The 18,540-nt window shown below is 35.8% G+C and carries 17 protein-coding genes and 1 tRNA gene; all 18 read right to left on the bottom strand.

Annotated features, from left to right (window positions below):
• Position 1: 1 nt before the first annotated feature.
• Positions 2 to 1,291 carry a site-specific integrase gene (locus ASC72_RS06930; RefSeq protein WP_371258443.1) on the bottom strand — a complete coding sequence of 430 codons (1,290 nt, stop codon included), beginning with the start codon at positions 1,289 to 1,291 and terminating at the stop codon, positions 2 to 4.
• A 301-nt stretch (positions 1,292 to 1,592) separates the two neighbouring features.
• Positions 1,593 to 1,677, bottom strand: a tRNA-Ser gene (locus ASC72_RS06925).
• A gap of 160 nt (positions 1,678 to 1,837) precedes the next feature.
• Complete coding sequence (locus tag ASC72_RS06920; RefSeq protein WP_056188847.1) at positions 1,838 to 2,227, bottom strand: acyl-CoA thioesterase; 390 nt, start codon at positions 2,225 to 2,227, stop codon at positions 1,838 to 1,840.
• 1 nt (position 2,228) lies between these two features.
• The gene (gene ribB / locus ASC72_RS06915; RefSeq protein ID WP_056188843.1) at positions 2,229 to 3,362 is read right to left on the bottom strand and encodes a 3,4-dihydroxy-2-butanone-4-phosphate synthase; all 1,134 of its coding nucleotides are present in this window, start codon (positions 3,360 to 3,362) and stop codon (positions 2,229 to 2,231) included.
• A gap of 5 nt (positions 3,363 to 3,367) precedes the next feature.
• Entirely contained in the window at positions 3,368 to 4,819 is a 1,452-nt protein-coding gene (locus ASC72_RS06910; protein WP_056188841.1) for an LptF/LptG family permease, read from the bottom strand.
• Between the two features lie 8 nt (positions 4,820 to 4,827).
• Positions 4,828 to 5,520: an outer membrane lipoprotein carrier protein LolA gene (locus ASC72_RS06905; RefSeq protein ID WP_082564259.1), complete on the bottom strand. Its 693-nt coding sequence runs from the start codon at positions 5,518 to 5,520 to the stop codon at positions 4,828 to 4,830.
• A gap of 7 nt (positions 5,521 to 5,527) precedes the next feature.
• Positions 5,528 to 7,981, bottom strand: a complete 2,454-nt coding sequence (locus tag ASC72_RS06900) for a DNA translocase FtsK (RefSeq protein ID WP_056188835.1) — start codon at positions 7,979 to 7,981, stop codon at positions 5,528 to 5,530.
• Positions 7,982 to 7,999: 18 nt separating this feature from the next.
• Positions 8,000 to 8,374, bottom strand: coding sequence for a diacylglycerol kinase (locus ASC72_RS06895; RefSeq protein ID WP_056188832.1), 375 nt, complete (start codon positions 8,372 to 8,374; stop codon positions 8,000 to 8,002).
• 10 nt (positions 8,375 to 8,384) lie between these two features.
• Entirely contained in the window at positions 8,385 to 8,882 is a 498-nt protein-coding gene (gene tpx, locus ASC72_RS06890; RefSeq protein ID WP_056188829.1) for a thiol peroxidase, read from the bottom strand.
• Between the two features lie 375 nt (positions 8,883 to 9,257).
• Entirely contained in the window at positions 9,258 to 9,515 is a 258-nt protein-coding gene (locus tag ASC72_RS06885) for a hypothetical protein (protein WP_017495510.1), read from the bottom strand.
• A 106-nt stretch (positions 9,516 to 9,621) separates the two neighbouring features.
• Positions 9,622 to 9,930: a co-chaperone YbbN gene (locus ASC72_RS06880; RefSeq protein ID WP_007805605.1), complete on the bottom strand. Its 309-nt coding sequence runs from the start codon at positions 9,928 to 9,930 to the stop codon at positions 9,622 to 9,624.
• Between the two features lie 213 nt (positions 9,931 to 10,143).
• Entirely contained in the window at positions 10,144 to 10,782 is a 639-nt protein-coding gene (locus tag ASC72_RS06875) for a peroxiredoxin (protein WP_056188826.1), read from the bottom strand.
• A gap of 136 nt (positions 10,783 to 10,918) precedes the next feature.
• Entirely contained in the window at positions 10,919 to 12,526 is a 1,608-nt protein-coding gene (locus ASC72_RS06870; protein WP_371258441.1) for a glycoside hydrolase family 3 protein, read from the bottom strand.
• A gap of 8 nt (positions 12,527 to 12,534) precedes the next feature.
• Positions 12,535 to 12,984, bottom strand: a complete 450-nt coding sequence (locus tag ASC72_RS06865; protein WP_056188955.1) for a GNAT family N-acetyltransferase — start codon at positions 12,982 to 12,984, stop codon at positions 12,535 to 12,537.
• Between the two features lie 164 nt (positions 12,985 to 13,148).
• On the bottom strand, positions 13,149 to 13,490 hold the full coding sequence (locus tag ASC72_RS06860) for a tetratricopeptide repeat protein (RefSeq protein WP_056188821.1): 342 nt from the start codon (positions 13,488 to 13,490) through the stop codon (positions 13,149 to 13,151).
• Positions 13,491 to 13,512: 22 nt separating this feature from the next.
• On the bottom strand, positions 13,513 to 15,054 hold the full coding sequence (locus ASC72_RS06855) for an MFS transporter (protein WP_056188818.1): 1,542 nt from the start codon (positions 15,052 to 15,054) through the stop codon (positions 13,513 to 13,515).
• Positions 15,041 to 16,612 carry a glycoside hydrolase family 10 protein gene (locus tag ASC72_RS06850; protein ID WP_056188816.1) on the bottom strand — a complete coding sequence of 524 codons (1,572 nt, stop codon included), beginning with the start codon at positions 16,610 to 16,612 and terminating at the stop codon, positions 15,041 to 15,043. The genes ASC72_RS06855 and ASC72_RS06850 overlap by 14 nt, the downstream gene beginning before the upstream one ends.
• A gap of 562 nt (positions 16,613 to 17,174) precedes the next feature.
• A complete protein-coding gene (locus ASC72_RS06845; protein ID WP_056188813.1) occupies positions 17,175 to 18,383 on the bottom strand; it encodes an anhydro-N-acetylmuramic acid kinase in 1,209 nt (402 codons plus the stop codon).
• Positions 18,384 to 18,540 lie beyond the last annotated feature (157 nt).

Genomic DNA, 18,540 nt, shown 5'->3' with positions numbered 1-18,540 from the left:
TCTAAGAGGATGGTATCTTATATTTCTCTTTAATTAATTCTAATTCATTCTCCAGTCTGATTAGTGCCTTTAGATCTTCCTGTGACATTTCAGTTTTTTCAGGGTGTAGTCTTTTATTCAGTAATGTCATTTCCCGGCCTATAGTAGCCTGTTCTGTGATAGCGTAAGATTCTGTCTGTTTAACTGATGAATGTCCGAGCATTTCCTTTACTACATTAATGGGGACGTTATTGTTCAATGTTACAGTACTTCCAAAAGTTCTGCGTGCCATATGTGTATTGAGCGTGAATGGAAAACCGCACAAAGCAGCAATTTCTTTAAGGTATTCATTCATTTTCTGATTAGAAGAAACCGGCAATACAGTTCCGCGCTTAAGACAGAGCGGATGATCTTTGTATTTTTCAAGAATTTCGATCGCCTTTGGAAGCAGCGGGATTCTTGCCGTAGAATTTGTTTTCTGCCTCTCAGATAAAATCCACTGATTTCCGTCAACGCCATCTTTTATATCAGCTTTCCGGAGCTGAAATGCATCAATATAAGCAAGTCCTGTGTAGCACTGGAAAACAAAAATATCACGCACGGTATTAAGCCGGTCAGTCGAAAATTCACGTCTTTCCAGTTCAGACAATTCTTTTGCAGATATAGGCTTCTTTACGATTTTAGTTTTCTTTCCTTTAAAATTCTTAAATGGATCTTTGATAATGATTTCTTTATCGATGGCTCGTATTACAATTTTCTTGAAGTTGGAAATGTATTTTAGTGTGGTATTATTTGCACATTTCCTTACGGTACGAAGATAGAATTCAAAGTCTTTTATAAATTCAAAATTTAAATCAGCAAATTCAAAATCACCAGTTTTGTATTTGAATTTAATGAAAGCCGTTACGTGATTTTTAGTGATATTGAATCTCTCCAGTGTCGCTTCTGTATATCCGTTGCCAATCAGGGCTTTCATTTCATCATTGTGTTTTTGAAATTCTTCCAGCACCCTTGCTCTGGGAGTTATTCTTCCCATGACATGATCCATAATCTTTTGTGAAGTTATGGGTTTTCCGGTGTACATAATTTCGGATTTGATTTCATGGATTTTCGCAGTGAGTGAATCCAGAAAAAAGTTCAGCGACTTGGCATCTTCTTTTGTGCCTGTTGCTCTTTCGGTTTTCTTGTTCCAGCGCTCAGTGTCCCACTGGCGTCTGGTGGATGCTTCTTTCGGGATTCCGTCAACGGTTATCCTGAAATAGACACTTCTAATGTTACTCTCATTGTGGCGGGGTGCTTTCAAAAAGAAAATCAACTAGCATAATTCAACTTATTAGATTAGTAAATGTAGAATTATAACCTCATTTAAACAAGATGTAAACGTGCTTAACCCCTTTGATATCGGGACTTAAGATGGAATTTTGTGGCGCAACTTTGAACTTTGAAAATGCGCCACGAATGCGCCACAAAGTTTTTGTTCGATTTTATAAATATTGAAAAGCGGTATAAAAGAAAAAACCCTGCAAATCATTGGATTTGCAGGGTTTACCGCTTTTTTTGGCCTTTTTTGAAAACTTTGAAAATCTTATTTTTCCTTTGTTTTCGGGCCTTCGCGGAGAAAGAGGGATTCGAACCCCCGGACCTGTTACAGTCAACAGTTTTCAAGACTGCCGCATTCGACCGCTCTGCCATTTCTCCAGTATGTTGCGATCATTTGCTGATTGCGAGTGCAAATATAAGACGCTTTTTCGGTTCTCAAAACTTTTTTAGAGCTTTTTTACTGATTATTTTAAATTAATTTTTAAGTCATTCATAATCAGTATTTATTTTAAAAACAATTTTACGTTAAATAACGTGATTAGTCCAAAATAGGCACTGGTTTTTTGTTTTCATCGACTGCGACAAACGAAAAAGTTCCTGAAACTACCGTTTCCCGAAGCTCAGAATACATTTGTTCCATGAAAATATCGACGTGAATTTTGCAACTTGTTCTTCCTACGCTAATCACTTTGGCAACTAATTCGATTAAAGTTCCTGCTGGAATTGCTTTTTTAAAATCAATTTGGCCGGTTGAAATTGTTACCACTTTCTTTCTACTGAATCTTGTCGCACAAATAAAAGCGACTTCATCCATCAAATGGAGTGCTGTTCCTCCAAATAAAGTATCATAATGATTTGTTGTACTCGGAAAAACTGCCTTAAATATATGAGTTTCTGATTTTATGATTCGTTCTTCTAATGTACCCATATTAATAGTTTACGTAATCAGTGATTTCAAGTCCGTAGCCAATCATTCCGACACGTTTTGTTTGTTCGGTGTTAGATACTAATCTAATTTTAGAAATATCGATATCATGAAGGATTTGAGCCCCAATTCCGTAGTCTTTACTGTCAATAATTACTTTAGGCGCTTTCATCGTACCTCCTGCCTGTAATGATTTAAGTTCGGAGATGCGGCTTAATAGGTTTACTGCCTGCATATCCTGATTGATAAAAACCACGGCACCTTTTCCATTTTCATTAATAACTTTAAACATACCGTCTAATTGTTGTTCGGCATTGTTGGTTAAGGTTCCTAATAAATCATTATTTACTTGCGAAGAGTGAATTCTCGTTAAGATTGGTTCTCCAAGATTCCATGTTCCTTTCGTTAAAGCAATATGGATTTGTTTATTGGTAGTTTGCTCGTAAGCTCTAAGTCTGAAAGTTCCAAAACGGGTTTCGATATCAAAATCTTCTTTTTTAACGATCAAACTATCATGCTGCATTCTATAAGCAACAAGATCCTCAATCGAAACTAATTTTAAATTAAATTTCTTCGCCACTTTCACCAATTCAGGTAAACGAGACATTGTTCCGTCTTCATTTAAAATCTCGCAGATTACACCGGCAGATTTAAATCCAGCTAATCTTGCGAAGTCAATAGCAGCTTCTGTGTGGCCAGTTCTTCTTAAAACACCACCTTGTTTTGCAATTAAAGGAAAAATGTGTCCAGGGCGTGCTAAATCATGAGGTTTTGTATTGCCATCAACTAAAGCCTGTACTGTTTTAGATCGGTCAGCTGCAGAGATTCCTGTCGTAACACCATGTCCTTTTAAATCTACAGAAACGGTAAAAGCGGTTTCCATATGATCTGTATTGTTACTTACCATTGCACGTAAATCCAACTCCTTACAACGGCTTTCAGTAAGCGGTGTACAAATTAAACCACGACCGTGAGTCGCCATAAAATTGATCATTTCCGGAGTTACTTTCTCAGCTGCAGCCAGAAAGTCACCTTCGTTTTCGCGATCTTCATCATCGACTACAATGATTACTTTACCTTGACGAATATCTTCTATAGCTTCTTCAATGGTGTTCAGTTGTATTTTTATTGTTGACATAATTATTATTGCTTTTGAGCAGGAGTAAACCGCTCAGAAATTTTTTGAAATAGTTGTGAAATCGGAGTTGTGATTGCATCAAAATTTATTAATCCGTTGTCGTTTGTGGCACGATACGTTAATAAAACAGCTAATGGAAGTAGTATAAAAGAAGACATCCATGATCCCATAAACGGACTCATTCCACCTTCCTGAGAAAGTCGTTTTCCAAAAGTATTGATGAAATGAAAAGTAATAAAGATTAATACCGCAAAAACAATAGGCAAACCTAGTCCACCTTTACGGATAATTGCGCCTAACGGTGCACCAATAAAAAACATTAAAAAGCAAGCAAAAGCAATTACAAACTTCTCATATAAAGCGCTGAGATGCTTGTTGATGTCTCGTTGTTTGTCTTTTAGTTCTTTTTGAGTAGCGTCTATAGAATAGGTGTTGCTGGTAACGTTGCTAGCGGCCATTTTTAAAATGTCCAGCTTTTGTTTATAGTCGTAAAGAGATAAAAGATCGTTAGGCAACGATTTTTTCTTTTTCTCCGTTTTTATAACAATAGGAGGTTGTTTTTTAAATCCAACACGCTGATTTATATTTTCTGAAAATGATAGGATTTCATTGTCCAGATTTTTATTTAAAGAGTCTAATGTATAACGCAATTCGTTTACATTTAGCATTCCGTTGGTGCTGCTGATTTCCTGATTATCGTCAACCTTATTTAGTTCAGACAAATCAATATTGATGATTTGTTTTTTAAATGCAGCTTTTACAAACGGCAATTTTGCGCGGTCTTCGTATTTTTTCGGCGTAACATCCTGATAGTAATAACCATCATTTAAAACTAATTTTAAAATGCTGGATTTTTCATTACTGATTAACTTCCCGTTTTTAGCTTTGATAACGGTTTTGTTTTCACCAACGTTATTCGCTTTTTCGTGAATGGTAACTCCGGTTAAGATATTCCCATTTTCGCCCGACTTTTTATTGACTTTAATATTGTAAGTTCCGACATCATTAAACTGACCTTCGGCAATAGCCATAGCAGGTTTTGCCTGAGCAATGTTTTTTCGGAAATTAACAAACTTGTATTCAGCGTACGGAATCACATTATTGGCAAACCAAAACGCCACAATACTCAAAACAAAGATAAATATGATTAAAACGCGCATCGCTCTTTGTAGTGATATTCCGGAAGATTTCATAGCTGCGAATTCGTAATTCTCAGCCAGGTTTCCGAAAGTCATAATGGAGGCCAATAAAACCGATAGTGGTAAAACCAACGGTATAATTCTCGGCATTGAAAAAAGAAGGAATTTTACAACCAATATCAAATCAAGGTCCTTACCGGCAAGTTCAGAGATAAAGAGCCATACGGTTTGAAGTATGAATATAAAAAAAAGGATTACGAATACCGTAGTAAACGTAATCAGAAATGTTTTTAGTAAGTATTTGTCTAAAATTTTCAACCTTGTAATTAATCTAATTTATTGATGTAGTACTTTGGATATTTACTCGCTACAAAGGTAAATTGATTTTTTGATAAAGGCTGATTGGTTTTAAAAGAATTAACGGTTAAAGTGGTTTTTGTTCCATTTTTTCCTGTTTCGATCAAATTATAGATGTGTTTTGTTTGTACATCAATTCCTAAAAGAATCTCTTTTCTTTGATCTTTAGTGTTTGTTGGTGCTAATTTGATGTATTGGATTTTTCTTCCTTTAACATTTTGAACGATGTCCATATTGTATTTGTAACCAGAATTGAAAAAAGTAAGCATTTTTGAAGGTGTGATCGCATTATCATCCTTTTCGTTTACTTTAGAAACAGTAACTTCTTCATCTTCAGGGTTGATTGTGTATGTTTTTTGACCATCAAATATTTTAGTTACGCCCATAAAATTCAATACATATTGATTGCCTTTCATGATTACATTTCCTTTGCTGTCCTGATTAATGTTTTCTTTGGCGTTGTTTAAAGAGTATTTAAAATCTATAGAAATATTATCGTAGCTTTTTATTTTTGCCGTTACCTGATTCAATAAATCTTTGGCTTTTTTATCCTGTGCCTGAATAGAAGTAAAGCTCAAAAGCAATAAAATTGCCATTTGAAAACACTTTTTAGTCATGTTAGTGATAGAATTGTTTGTGATTTCCTGAATTTTCGTTTTCATGATGGGATTAATTTTGTTCATTGTTAAAAAATTGATCAAGAGCACTTAAATCCGAAATGTTCACACTTCGTGCCTTACTGCCTTCAAAGGGACCAACAATTCCAGCTGCTTCCAGCTGATCGATCAAACGACCGGCTCTGTTGTAACCCAATTTTAATTTTCTTTGCAATAATGAAGCGGAACCTTGTTGTGCATTGACAATAATCTCTGCAGCTTCTCTAAATAAAGTATCTCTTTCGGAAATATCCATATCAAGATTGATGCCAGTTTCTTCTCCAACGAACTCTGGAAGCAAATAAGCCGTGGCATACGCTTTTTGTGAACCAATAAAATCTGTAATTTTTTCAACCTCGGGAGTATCAATGAAAGCACACTGAACACGAACGACATCATTTCCGTTTGTGTACAATAAATCTCCGCGACCAATCAACTGATCAGCTCCTTGTTGATCTAAAATTGTTCTTGAGTCAATTTTTGACGTTACTCTAAAAGCAATTCTCGCAGGGAAATTCGCTTTAATCAAACCTGTAATTACGTTAACCGATGGTCTTTGTGTCGCGATAATCAAGTGGATACCAATAGCACGGGCTAACTGAGCCAAACGCGCAATCGGAATTTCGACTTCTTTTCCTGCAGTCATAATCAAGTCGGCGAACTCATCGACAACCAATATAATATAAGGTAAGAAGCGATGTCCTGCTTCCGGGTTTAATTTTCTGGCTTTAAATTTATCGTTGTATTCTTTAATATTACGAACCATCGCATCTTTCAATAGTGAATAACGATTATCCATTTCAACACAAAGAGAGTTTAAAGTGTTCACTACTTTAGCATTGTCGGTAATAATGGCATCTTCAGTATCAGGAAGTTTGGCTAAATAATGTCTTTCAATCTTATTGAAAAGTGTAAGCTCCACTTTTTTCGGGTCAACCAAAACAAATTTTACTTCGGCTGGATGTTTTTTGTACAAAAGAGAAGTTAAAACCGCATTCAAACCAACCGATTTTCCTTGCCCTGTAGCACCCGCCATCAGTAAGTGAGGCATTTTGGCTAAATCGACAACAAAAGTTTCGTTCGAAATGGTTTTCCCCAAAGCAATTGGCAATTCCATTTCAGCTTCCTGAAATTTAGCTGATCCAATAACACTTTTCATAGAAACCATGGTTGGGTTCTTGTTCGGAACCTCGATACCAATTGTTCCTTTTCCTGGAATTGGAGCAATAATACGAATTCCTAAAGCGGATAAAGACAACGCAATATCATCTTCTAAACTCTTAATTTTAGAGATTCTGATTCCGGCTTCCGGTACAATTTCGTATAAAGTTACCGATGGACCAACCGTCGCCTTAATTTGTGCAATTTCAATTTTGTAGTTACGCAGCGTATCTACAATTTTGTTTTTATTTTCTTCTAATTCTTCCTGATTGATTGTAATTCCGCCAGTCGAATATTCTTTTAATAAATCGATGGTTGGGAATTTATAATTCGATAAATCCAAAGTTGGGTCAAATAATCCAAAATCGGCAACAAGGCGGGAAGCCAAATTTTCTTCAATAATATCTTCTTCCTCCGCTTTTTCAATAACAAATTCTTCGGTATGAACCGGAGCAGTTACAATTGCGGGTTTGATATCCATTTGAACTGGCTTTACAACCGGATTCAAATCAATTTCTGATGAATTTGAAATTGTTGGTTTTAAAGCTTCTTTGTTGATTTCGAATTGAGTGTCTTCTGTTTTTAGATGAATATTGTCTAATTCAGGATCTTCTGCTTCAATAGCAAATTCTTCTAGATTATAAGCGCTTTCAGGTTGTTGCGGCGTTTTTAAAGCATTCAATTCTGATTTCAATTCTTTTTTAGTAGAATCAAAATAGGATTGAATTTTCTCCGGAGATAATTTTATTTTGAAAATTAAATACACAATTAATCCAAAAAGCAGGGCTAATAAAGTTCCAGTTTTTCCGATGTAATCCTGTGAAAATAAATTCAGTTCATATCCAATAGTTCCGCCTAATTCAGGTGCTGAAGTGGCGAAAAATCCAAATAGGATGGAGACGATAATAATGGCAAATAAATCCCAGAACCAAATACTTTTTAGTCTTTTAGTAGACATTTCTAACGCCAGAAATAATCCGGTTAAGAAAAATAAGCGTACTAATATGAAAGAAGCAAGGCCAAAACCTCTGTATACAATTAGATCGGCAAGATAAGCCCCGAATTTTCCGAGCCAGTTTTGCACTTCTTCAGAGCGATCGCCAAGATGGCTTACCGCACTCTGATCTGTTTGCCATTGTCCGTTGACATAAAATGAGATAAATGCAACTAATAATGCAATAGAAAAGAGTACCAAAAGACAGCCCAAAACAAATTTTTGTTGTTTGGTTATCTCCCAGGATCTTTTATTCCCGGCCTTTGGTTCGTTTTTTTTATCTACAGTTTCTTTTTTGGTTGTTTTTGCCATTCTTGCGTTTAGTATTGCCTATATAAATTTTGGGACATAAATAATCAAACCTATCGCGATTGCTGTCAGTGCGGCAAAAAATACCGCTCCAGCTGCAATATCTTTGATAAAACCGATTCGTTTGCTGTAATCTGGATGAATAAAATCGGCAATTTTTTCAACTGCTGTATTCAATCCTTCAACACTTAAAACTAAACCGATAGCTAATGTTTGACAAAGCCATTCGGTTTGTGAAATATGAAAGTAAAACCCGGCAATGGTCATTGCAATTCCCAATGAGAATTGAACCATAATGCTGTGTTCTGTTTTTATAAGTTTTACAGCTCCGTTAAAAGCATATGTCATGCTTTTTAACCGGCCTGTAACAAAAGTATTATCTTTTTGAAATTCCATTTAATGGGTATTATAGTGCTGCTAAAGCCGCTTCGTAATTTGGTTCGTTTGCAATTTCAGCAACTTGTTCTGTGTGTAGCACTTTTCCGTTTGCATCAACAACAATAATTGCTCTTGAATGTAAACCTGCCAATGGTCCGTCAACGATTTCTAAACCGTTTTTTTTACCAAAATCTCCAGTCTGGAAATCGGATAAGTTTACTACATTTTCTAAACCTTCAGCACCACAAAAACGTTTTTGAGCGAATGGCAAATCTCTTGAAATACAAAGTACAGTCGTGTTTTCTAAGTTACTTGCACTTTCGTTGAATTTTCTAACAGAAGTTGCACAAGTTCCAGTATCGATACTTGGGAAAATGTTTAAAACTAATTTTTTACCAGCGAAGTTGCTTAATGAAGCCACTGATAAATCGTTTTGTACTAATTTGAAATCAGCAAGTTGTGATCCAACTGTTGGTAATTCTCCTGAAGTATGAATAGGATTTCCTCCTAATGTTATTGAAGCCATGATTTTTGTTTAAATTAATGAGGTTCAAAAGTAAGGATTAATATTTGAATCTAAAAGTATTTGTTGTGGGTTGTGAGCACAATTAGGCGAGTTTTAAGACTAACGGAAAAACGATATGGTTTAGTATTTTGGTGGAAGAGAAATGGCACGCGGATGACAGGGATTTGGGCGGGTTTGCGCTGGTTTTTATTCTCATTTTTGCCATCCTGAGCGGAGTAGAAGAATGACCAGTAGCTCGATAATTTTGATTGCGGAAATTCTAGTGTGATCTCTCCTTCGTCGAGATGACAAGATTGCGCATAAAAAAAGCGTCTCTTATCCAGAAACGCTTCTTCAGTCCTAATTTTTTTTTGTTTTTTCTTTGAAAGAGGCCGACTATTTGTCGATAGAACCTAAAACACGTTTCATGAACGCATTTAGAGCTTCTTTTTTATCTGTGCCCTGAACTACCATTTTGTGTACTTCAAGCGCGCCATACATGTTTGAGATCAATTCGCCAATTACATCTAATTCTTCGTCTTTTAAAGACGGAATCTCAGTCATCGCTTCCAGAACTTCAATCGTTTCGATGATATAATCCTGATCGTTTTCTTCGATAAATTGGGTCAATTGCTTTATTACGGGTAATTTCATAATTTAGACTTCTTAGATTTTTAGACTTGCTTAGACTACTTAGACTTTCTTTGAATTTTAGCAACATCTAAGTTGTCTAAAATCTAAGCAAGTCTAGCAATCTAAATTAAGCGATTGCGTTTACCAGGTCGATTAAAACTTCTTGTTTGTTGGTTTGCGTTTCTCCAACCAATTGTCCGTTTACAAAAGTGGCGAAAGTAGGCAGGTTGCTTACATTGGCTAATTTTCTTGATTCCGGAGAGTTTTCAGCATCAACCAAAACAAAAGTGATAGCTTCATTTTCTGTTGCTAATTTTTTGAATTTTGGTTTCATAATACGGCAATTTCCACACCATGAAGCTGAATATTGTACTACTACTTTTTCGTTTTTAGCAACTAAATCTGCTAACGTATCTTCGTTTAAGTCGATTAACATGTTTTTTGTTTTTGAGGTTCAAAGTGGTAAACGTTCAAAGGAACAAAGGTTTGAAACTTTGTTTATCTTTTTCGCTCTGTAGCTTTTATGTTTTTGAATAATTTCAAAGTAGCAAAGATTCAAAGGAACAAAGGTTTTAAAACCTTTGTAAAACATTCGCAGCAAAAACGTTTGCCACTCTGTACCTATGAACCTTTGTACCTTTATAAAAAATTAGTTTGCGCTCAAGTACTCAGCTGTACTCAATCTGTCTGCAGACATTGCTTCTTTACCAGCTTCCCAGTTTGCAGGACAAACTTCACCTTTAGTTTGAATGTGTGTGTAAGCATCAACCATACGTAAGTACTCGTTTACGTTACGGCCTAATGGCATATCGTTAACACTTTCGTGGAAGATTTTTCCAGTTTCGTCAATTAAGTAAGTCGCTCTGTACGTTACGTTTGAACCTTCGATGATAACTGAATCAGTTTCTTCGCTGTATTCTGTAGATTCGATATCTAAAATTCCTAAAATATTAGATAAGTTACGGTTTGTATCTGCCAGGATTGGGTACGTTACACCTTCGATTCCACCGTTATTTTTTGGAGTATTTAACCACGCAAAGTGTACTTCGTTTGTGTCGCAAGAAGCTCCGATTACGATAGTATTTCTTTTTTCAAATTCTGGTAATGCAGCTTGAAAGGCGTGTAATTCAGTTGGGCAAACAAAAGTGAAATCTTTTGGGTACCAAAACAATAATACTTTTTTGTTGTTATTTACTGCTTCTTCAAAAATGTTGATTTTCAAGTTATCACCCATTTCTGAGATAGCGTCTACTGCAATACTTGGGAATTTTTTTCCTACTAAAGACATATTTTTCGTTTTAAAGTTAAAATTTATTTGTGGTGCAAAAGTAGGGTATAAGTAGAGTCACTTACAATAAGAAGTAATTATAAATATTTATTAAGTGATAGTATTTAGTTATAAGTAAGAGAGGGGGTTTTGTAAGTTATTGAAGTTCAATATTTACGGGTAAATTTCCATTGCAAACTTTATTTTCAAGAAATTGAATTCCTGCATTTTTTTGAAATTCCTCAAAATCCTGATACACCTGAATTAATCCGGAAGCCTTTGAAAGATTCGGAATAATTGGTAAAACGTACGGATTTCCGAAAACGTAAACGATACATTTTTTGGTTTGAAGCAAATCAGAAAGCAATGCTAAAACTTCGCCATTAATTTCGAAATTGTTCATTGGTTTTGCCTTGGGAACAAATAAGGAAATAAGAATCGTTTCGAAATTTTGAAGTTCTTTTTTGATTGTAGCAATATCCGAAACTTCTACGTTTTCAAAAGCAAATTCCGGAGATTCTAATTTTGAATTCAGCGTGTTGAAGAACGTATTTTCGGTATTTTTATACAGACTCAATTTGGCTAATTGATTGTTTTTCTGAGCTTCAAAAGCTAAGTCTGTATTGGAATTGTCAATGATTTTTGTGATGGAATTTTGCGCAATTTCAAAATTTAGTTCGGCTGCTTTTTCGAAATTTAATTCGCCTGAAGTAAACTTGTTTTCAGATAGAATTCCAACCTTTTCTTTGGCTTTTCTGATTCGGTTGAAGCTTTCTTCGATTCTTTCCGGCGAAGCATTTTTAAGAATCGCTTCAATTCCTTCGGGAACATTCTCTGCAAAACATAAAACATCGTTTCCGGCGTTGAAGGCTTCCCATTCTAAATCACCTTTTGTTTCATATAATTTAGAAACACTGTGCATATTTAATGCATCAGAAATAACCAAACCATCGTAACCTAATTTCTCACGCAAAAGGGTCTGAATAACTGCTTTTGATAAGGTAGCCGAAGTATCTTTTCCGTCATTTAAACTCGGAACAGCCAAATGTCCAATCATAATCGAATCGACATTATTTTCAATTCCTTTGATGAAAGGATATAATTCATTCTCTAGTAATTCTTCTAAAGTTTCCTTTAAAACCGGCAATCCTAAATGCGAATCAACATTGGTATTTCCGTGTCCGGGAAAGTGTTTCAGACAGCCTAAAACGCCTACTTCTGACATTCCGTTCAAATATTCAACAGCAAAATTGGCAACCTTTTCTTTGTTTTCGCCAAAAGAACGGTACCCAATAACCGGATTATTCGGATTGTTGTTGATGTCTGCCAAAGGCGATAAATTGTAATGAATTCCGGCTGCTTTTAAGTCCAGACCGATTTGTTTTCCAACTTCGTAAACCAACTTCGATTTACTTTCCGGCAAAGCGCCAAGCGTAATCGCGTACGGATATTGCGGCGTTTTTTCGATGCGCATGGCTAAACCCCATTCGGCATCAATACTGATCAAAAGGAGAGTAGAAGCGGCTTTTTGGTAACGAACAATCAGCTCTTTTATTTTTTGATAACTGTCATCATTAAAAACAATTTTTTTCTTGCTTTCATAATTTGTTGCCGCACTCGCACGGCTGTGAAAAAAAGTCAATCCGCCAATGTTATGTTCTTTGATTAAACGCTCGGTTTCCTGAATATTTTCTTCGGTATCGTTGATGAAAACTGCGGGAAAAAAGAATTGTCCCACTTTTTGTCTTAATGCTTCAGCTGTCATTTTCATTATTATAAAGTCTTTTTCATGCAAACACTATTATCCATAGTTTCGTAAGGGGGATAGTTCGGAATTATAGTGTAATCTTGTTTTTGGTATAAATTAATCGCTTCCGGCTGATTTTTTCCGGTTTCCAGAATCGTGTAAGCATAACTTGTTTCTTTCGCCCAAATTTCCAGTTCCTTAAGAACCGCAGATGCAATTCCTTTTTTTCGGTGATCGGGATGAACGAACATACGTTTGATTTCTACGGTATCTGATTCTTTTTCTCTAAAAGCGCCACAACCCACTGCATTTTCATTTTCATAAAAAACGATAATGTGTTTTATTTTATCGGTTTTATTATACTGATTGTAAAAGGCATGATCTTCTCCGTCTCTGATCGCTAATTCCTGGTCTAATAAAACAACCAGATTTTTAAAATCAGTATCGTCAGAATTTGTTCTTTTTAAGGTAATCATGATTATATAAAAAGTTTCTTTGTTTTTTACCATTAAGGCATTAAGTTCATAAAGCTTGGCTTAAATTACTTAATATCTTAATGGTGAAAAGAAAATTAAGTTTAATTTTAAAGAAAAACAGTTCCGGTGTCAGTAAATAATAAAGAATGTTATTCGATAATTTACTACTTCAATTTTGCTTTCTTTTGTTTAGCCAATTGTTTCTTTGTTTCAATTGCTTTTTCTAAGCGGTTTTTGAAACGGAAAAGTTTTGGCAGACCTTCGAGTCGGTCTTCGAGTGTGATTTCTTCAAAAACAATAATTGCTTTTTCGAGTACCCGAATTTCGTTGTCAATATCATTTTGGTTTTTGTAGATCGTAGCTAACCGATCATAAGGATGATTTCCTTTAAAGCTTTCCGCGACATTTTCTTCATATACTTCAATTGCTTTTTCAAAATCTCCTGTTTTCTCGAACTCAGCTCCTTTTAGGTTGCGTTCGGCTTGCAGATTTTCGTTGAATTCCATATTTAAGATGTTTGATTTGGGGTTAAACTTCTTCAGATTTTTTCCCAAAATCTTTCGGGAAAATTAAAAAACGTGATAAAATAATACCAGGAATTGTAGCCAGAAATACCCAAATAAAGAAATTTCCGTAACCTAAATATTCCTGAATGTAACCGCTAACCATTCCGGGTAGCATCATTCCCATCGCCATAAATCCGGTTGCCAGAGCGTAATGCGCGGTTTTTGATTCTCCTTCAGCCACATAAATCAAATACATCATAAAAGCTGCAAAACCAAAACCGTAACCAAATTGTTCGATAATAACAACAGTATAAATATAATAAATGGAAGCCGGATGAAAATGCGCTAATAAGATAAAACCAATTATTGGCAAGTGCATGGTTAAAATCATTGGCAGCATCCACTTTGTCAAACCTTGTTTTGAGATAGCAATTCCACCAAGAATTCCGCCTAAGGTTAAAGCGATTAATCCAAAAGTTCCATAAATCAAACCGATGTCCTCGGTTTCAAGTCCCATCCCGCCTTTTTTAATTGTTTTTTGATTTCCTTTATTAACAATCAATAAATCTACAAAGTCAATTCTGGCCTTATTTGCATTTTTATATTCTGCTTTATCTTTATTTTCTACTTCTGCCAACGGTTTCTTCTGATCTCTCATTTCTACTAAAATGGGAAGTTTAGAATAAAGTAACTGTAGTTCTGAATCAGATAATTTTTCTCCGTTTTTTACTTTTGAATTGTATATTTCCAAAGCTTTTGTCTGACTTTCATCTGATCCGGTTTCAACTAGTTCATACTTAATTGGATCTACCAAAAAGGGAGTCAGCATCTTAATTAATTGCGATTCTCCTAATCTGAATAATAAGATAAAAGAAAGCACCAGGATAATTTGTTTTTTTCTGAAGAAGCTTGCAAAAATGCTTGCAAAACTTTGTTTATTGGTATCTACAGGTTTTTCGCCTGCATTTATTTCGGTTTTTGGTGTCGAGAAAAAGTTGTAGACCGTTATAAAAGTCATTAACAAGCCAACAGCAATCATGGTATAAGACCAGGCTTTAGTATTGTCGCCGTATTTGTGTTCCAGATATCCCGCTAATAAAACAATTAATCCGTTTCCGGCCAACATGGCGAGTCTATAAAAGGTACTCCTGATTCCGATAAAAAAAGATTGTTGATCTTCGGGTAAAACCAATAAATAAAAGCCATCGCTGGCAATATCATTAGATGCTGAAGCAAAGGCAGCAACCCAAAAAATAGCCAAAGTCATCATGAAAAAACCACTTGTTGGAATAGTAAAACCGACTAATAAAAAGGCTATCGAAATAAGCAATTGCATTGATAGAAACCATTTTCTTTTAGTTCCGATTAATTCAATAAACGGACTCCATAATGGTTTGATTACCCAAGGCAGATATAATAAACTGGTATAAAGACCAATGTCTTTGTTAGAGATTCCGAGTTTTTTGTACATGATAACCGAAACGGAAATGATGACGGCGTAAGGTAGTCCTGACGCGAAATTTAGAAGCGGAATCCAATACCAGGGTTTATTATCTGTTTTCATTTGGTTGGTTAGGGTAAGCGATTTTAAATGGCTTTTTTAAGTCAATAATAGTTGGCGTACTTTCGTTTGCAAAATAATCAATAAATGTCACAGCGCAAGCATTATACTGATTCATTTTTGCAGCAGTAGCCGAAATTAAAATATCCCCAGTGTTTTGGCGCACTATCACTTTTTCGATGATTTGGCGGGCATCATTAATATCGATTTTCGAAATATGATCTGCACCGTAAAGTACCATATAGCGCACTTTGGTGTTCAGCGGATCTTTAATAGTGAACCTGTATTTCAAACTGTCCTGATCAAATTCAGTCACCACCGGAGTGTCAATAATCACATGTTTTAAATTGGGAACCGGAGGCGGAAGCGCAGGATATTTATATTGATTTTCTTCTAAAAGACGAACGATGTCAAAGTTTTTATCTGTAAACCATTTGGCACTGAAATAGGCACTTCCGCCTACTTTTTTGAAACTTCTGGCATAATCAATCTGGGTTGGAATTTCATTAACGAAGTTCCAGCTTTTATCGGCATCACCTCTAATTTTGTAGGATGCGTGACCTATATAAAGGGCAGTATTATTCGAGTTTTCTGACCACCATTTTACCAGTTTTGAATACGATGCTCTTGGATTATTCATACTCCAATACAATTGCGGCATGATATAATCGATCCATTTTTGGTCCATCCATAAAATAGGATCTGCGTACAAATCGTCGTAATTGGATGTTGATTGTGTTTCAGAACCTTTAGGATCCTGTGATTTATTTCTCCAAACCCCAAACGGACTGATTCCGAATTGCACCCACGGTTTGCTTGCTTTTATAGTGGTGGAAATCGTGTGTACAAAGTTGCTCACATTCGCACGACGCCAATCGGCAAGGCTTAATCCAGCTCCGTATTTTCTGAACGAGGCGGTATCGTTAAATGATTTTCCGGGAACGGTGTACGGGTAGAAATAATCATCAAAATGAATCGCGTCGATATCGTATTTATCAACGACTTCTTTTACGACTTTTGTCAAATGCGCCTGAACTTCAGGCAATGCAGGATCGTAATATATTTTTCCGGCGTATTCGATCATCCATTCCGGATGTTTGAAAACGTCGTGAGTTGGACTTAAAAGGTTTTTATTTAAATCGAAAGTCGCACGATACGGATTCAGCCACGCGTGAAATTCGAAACCTCTGTTATGCGCTTCCTCAATCATCCAGGCTAGTGCATCGTAATACGGATTTGGAGCCTGACCTTCTTTTCCGGTCAGAAATCGAGACCAGGGCGCCAGTTCTGAAGGATAAAAAGCATCCCCAACACTACGAACCTGAACAATTACGGCATTATAATTTAATTTTTTGTAAGCTTCTAAAGTGGCAATGTAGTCTGCTTTCTCTTTGTTAACTCCATCAATGGCTGTCTTTGGCCAGTCGATATTGACGACGGTGGCGATCCAGACCCCTCTAAATTCGTTTTTAGGATGTAGTAGTTTTTCCTGCGCGTTGGATTTCCATCCGAAGAAAAGTAAGAATATGATAGAGAATAGTAGTGGCTGATTTTTATGCATTGCAATCTTTTTTAACAGAAACCAAAAATAGTTTTTTTAGCTGATTATCGTAAATAATTAATAGATTATAATTTTAACGGTATTAATTTGAATTTCTTATACGTGCCTTTTGCCACAAAGGTGCTAAGGCATAAAGTTTTTATTTTGCCACAGATTACAGGATTATAATGATTAATGCTTTTTTTTCGCCACGAATTCACGAATTATTTTTTTTAGATACTTTACAGAAATAAATTCGTGACGGTCTTGTTTAAACACATAGAAACATAGTTTTTCTTTGTCGATAAAGGCGTTTCACTTGCTCCAAAACACAGAGCCTATGTGTGAAAATCTAGATTTTTTAAAAACACCTTTTTTGAGAGTTTAAAATCTATGTTTTCTATGTGTTTAAAATTTTTAAGCTTTTTTTTCGCCACGAATCGACCGAAGGGAACAGATGAAGTAATTCACAAATTATTTTTACACAAAGTATTAAAAAAAATAATTCGTGAATTCGTGGCTATTTTTTATTCCACGCAGAATGATCAATCATTTTAATCCTTTAATCTGTGGCAAACCTCTTTTAACTCGGTAAAGAAATTTTCCCCATTGTGACGGAGGGGATTCCTTTTTTTGTGCCAAAGTTATAATCTCCGCCGGCAACAGTTTCGTTTGCTAAAACAGCAAATAAAACCGCTTCTTTCGCATCACCCGAAATACCGAGATCGTCACTTTTCTGGAACGGGCACGATAATAATTCCTTTAACCATTTTACCAATAACGGATTGCTTGCGCCTCCGCCGGACATATAAACCGTGAATTCCTCGATTGGCGTTCCCGTGTTTTTTACCACAAACTGAATCGCTTCTGCAATTGTTTCAGCGCTTAGTCTTGTTAAAGTGGCAAGCAAATCTGGTGCCGAAATATTTTCGAGTTTGGTTTTTGCCAAAGCCAAATCGACAAAAGCTTTATTGAATAATTCCTGACCAATGGTTTTTGGGAAGCTTTTCTGAAAGAAAGTATCGCTTTTTAATTCGGTTAAAAGGATTTGGTTTACGGTTCCGGTTTGGGCAATTTCGGCATCTTTATCGTAACTTTTTTCGGGAAAAAAATGTTTGGTAAAAATGTCCATTAACGTATTTGCGGTTCCGGTATCGGTTACAAAAACTTCCTCGGCGTTTTGGGAAGCGGGTAAATAAGTGAAATTCGCGATGCCGCCCATGTTGAGCATAATGCGGTTTTCGCCTTTTTTGCTGAACAATAAATAATCGCCATAAACCGCTAAAGGCGCACCTTCGCCACCGCCTGCAACGTGTTTTTGCCTGAAATCAGATAAGGTTATAACTCCGGTTTTTACGGCAATATGATCGCCGTCGCCAATTTGCAAAGTCGCATTTGGGAATTTTTCCTGCTGATGCAAAAACTTCGGAGCGTGCAAAACCGTTTGTCCGTGCGAGGCGATTAAGTCGACTTCGTGAGCAGGAATATTCCATTTTTGAAGACAATCGTTGACCATGCCGGCGTGCAAAAGACCGATCCATTCGTTTAGTAAAGCCAAATGCTGAAAATCGATGGTTTTCTGGGCAAACACTTTACGTATTTCGGTTTTAATGTCTTCGGTATAACTGATGGTTTCGAATTCCAGAATTTTTACAGCCGTATTTTCGCCCGCACCAGAAATAGCACAAAGCGCAATATCTAATCCGTCAAGTGAAGTCCCGGACATTAAACCTATTATTTTTCGGGTCTCTTTTTGAGCGATTTCAAAAAGGGCGCTTATATTTTTATTCATTAAAATGAGGTTTTAAGGAAGTGTTTATTTGGTAACGCTAAAATCAGATTTATTTGCATATAAATATAATGAAAAAGGAATTTTTTATTTCTAAAAATCCGTAATTCGGAAAAAGGAACTCAATTCTAAAAAGGTAAAAGATGTAGAAAAAATTTTA

This window comes from Flavobacterium sp. Root420 (assembly GCF_001427905.1).
Lineage (GTDB): Bacteria > Bacteroidota > Bacteroidia > Flavobacteriales > Flavobacteriaceae > Flavobacterium.
The sequence above is the reverse complement of the archived record's forward strand: the minus strand, read 5'-3'. Positions and strand labels throughout refer to the sequence as shown.

Bases quoted from the DNA above. Each gene is read 5' to 3' on its own strand.
- ASC72_RS06880 (WP_007805605.1), bottom strand. From the start codon at position 9,930: ATGTTAATCGACTTAAACGAAGATACGTTAGCAGATTTAGTTGCTAAA.
- ribB (WP_056188843.1), bottom strand. From the start codon at position 3,362: ATGTCAACAATAAAAATACAACTGAACACCATTGAAGAAGCTATAGAA.
- ASC72_RS06855 (WP_056188818.1), bottom strand. From the start codon at position 15,054: ATGAAAACAGATAATAAACCCTGGTATTGGATTCCGCTTCTAAATTTC.
- ASC72_RS06865 (WP_056188955.1), bottom strand. From the start codon at position 12,984: ATGATTACCTTAAAAAGAACAAATTCTGACGATACTGATTTTAAAAAT.
- ASC72_RS06870 (WP_371258441.1), bottom strand. From the start codon at position 12,526: ATGACAGCTGAAGCATTAAGACAAAAAGTGGGACAATTCTTTTTTCCC.
- ASC72_RS06900 (WP_056188835.1), bottom strand. From the start codon at position 7,981: ATGGCAAAAACAACCAAAAAAGAAACTGTAGATAAAAAAAACGAACCA.
- ASC72_RS06850 (WP_056188816.1), bottom strand. From the start codon at position 16,612: ATGCATAAAAATCAGCCACTACTATTCTCTATCATATTCTTACTTTTC.
- ASC72_RS06875 (WP_056188826.1), bottom strand. From the start codon at position 10,782: ATGTCTTTAGTAGGAAAAAAATTCCCAAGTATTGCAGTAGACGCTATC.
- ASC72_RS06860 (WP_056188821.1), bottom strand. From the start codon at position 13,490: ATGGAATTCAACGAAAATCTGCAAGCCGAACGCAACCTAAAAGGAGCT.
- tpx (WP_056188829.1), bottom strand. From the start codon at position 8,882: ATGGCTTCAATAACATTAGGAGGAAATCCTATTCATACTTCAGGAGAA.
- ASC72_RS06845 (WP_056188813.1), bottom strand. From the start codon at position 18,383: ATGAATAAAAATATAAGCGCCCTTTTTGAAATCGCTCAAAAAGAGACC.
- ASC72_RS06920 (WP_056188847.1), bottom strand. From the start codon at position 2,227: ATGGGTACATTAGAAGAACGAATCATAAAATCAGAAACTCATATATTT.
- ASC72_RS06905 (WP_082564259.1), bottom strand. From the start codon at position 5,520: ATGAAAACGAAAATTCAGGAAATCACAAACAATTCTATCACTAACATG.
- ASC72_RS06895 (WP_056188832.1), bottom strand. From the start codon at position 8,374: ATGGAATTTCAAAAAGATAATACTTTTGTTACAGGCCGGTTAAAAAGC.
- ASC72_RS06885 (WP_017495510.1), bottom strand. From the start codon at position 9,515: ATGAAATTACCCGTAATAAAGCAATTGACCCAATTTATCGAAGAAAAC.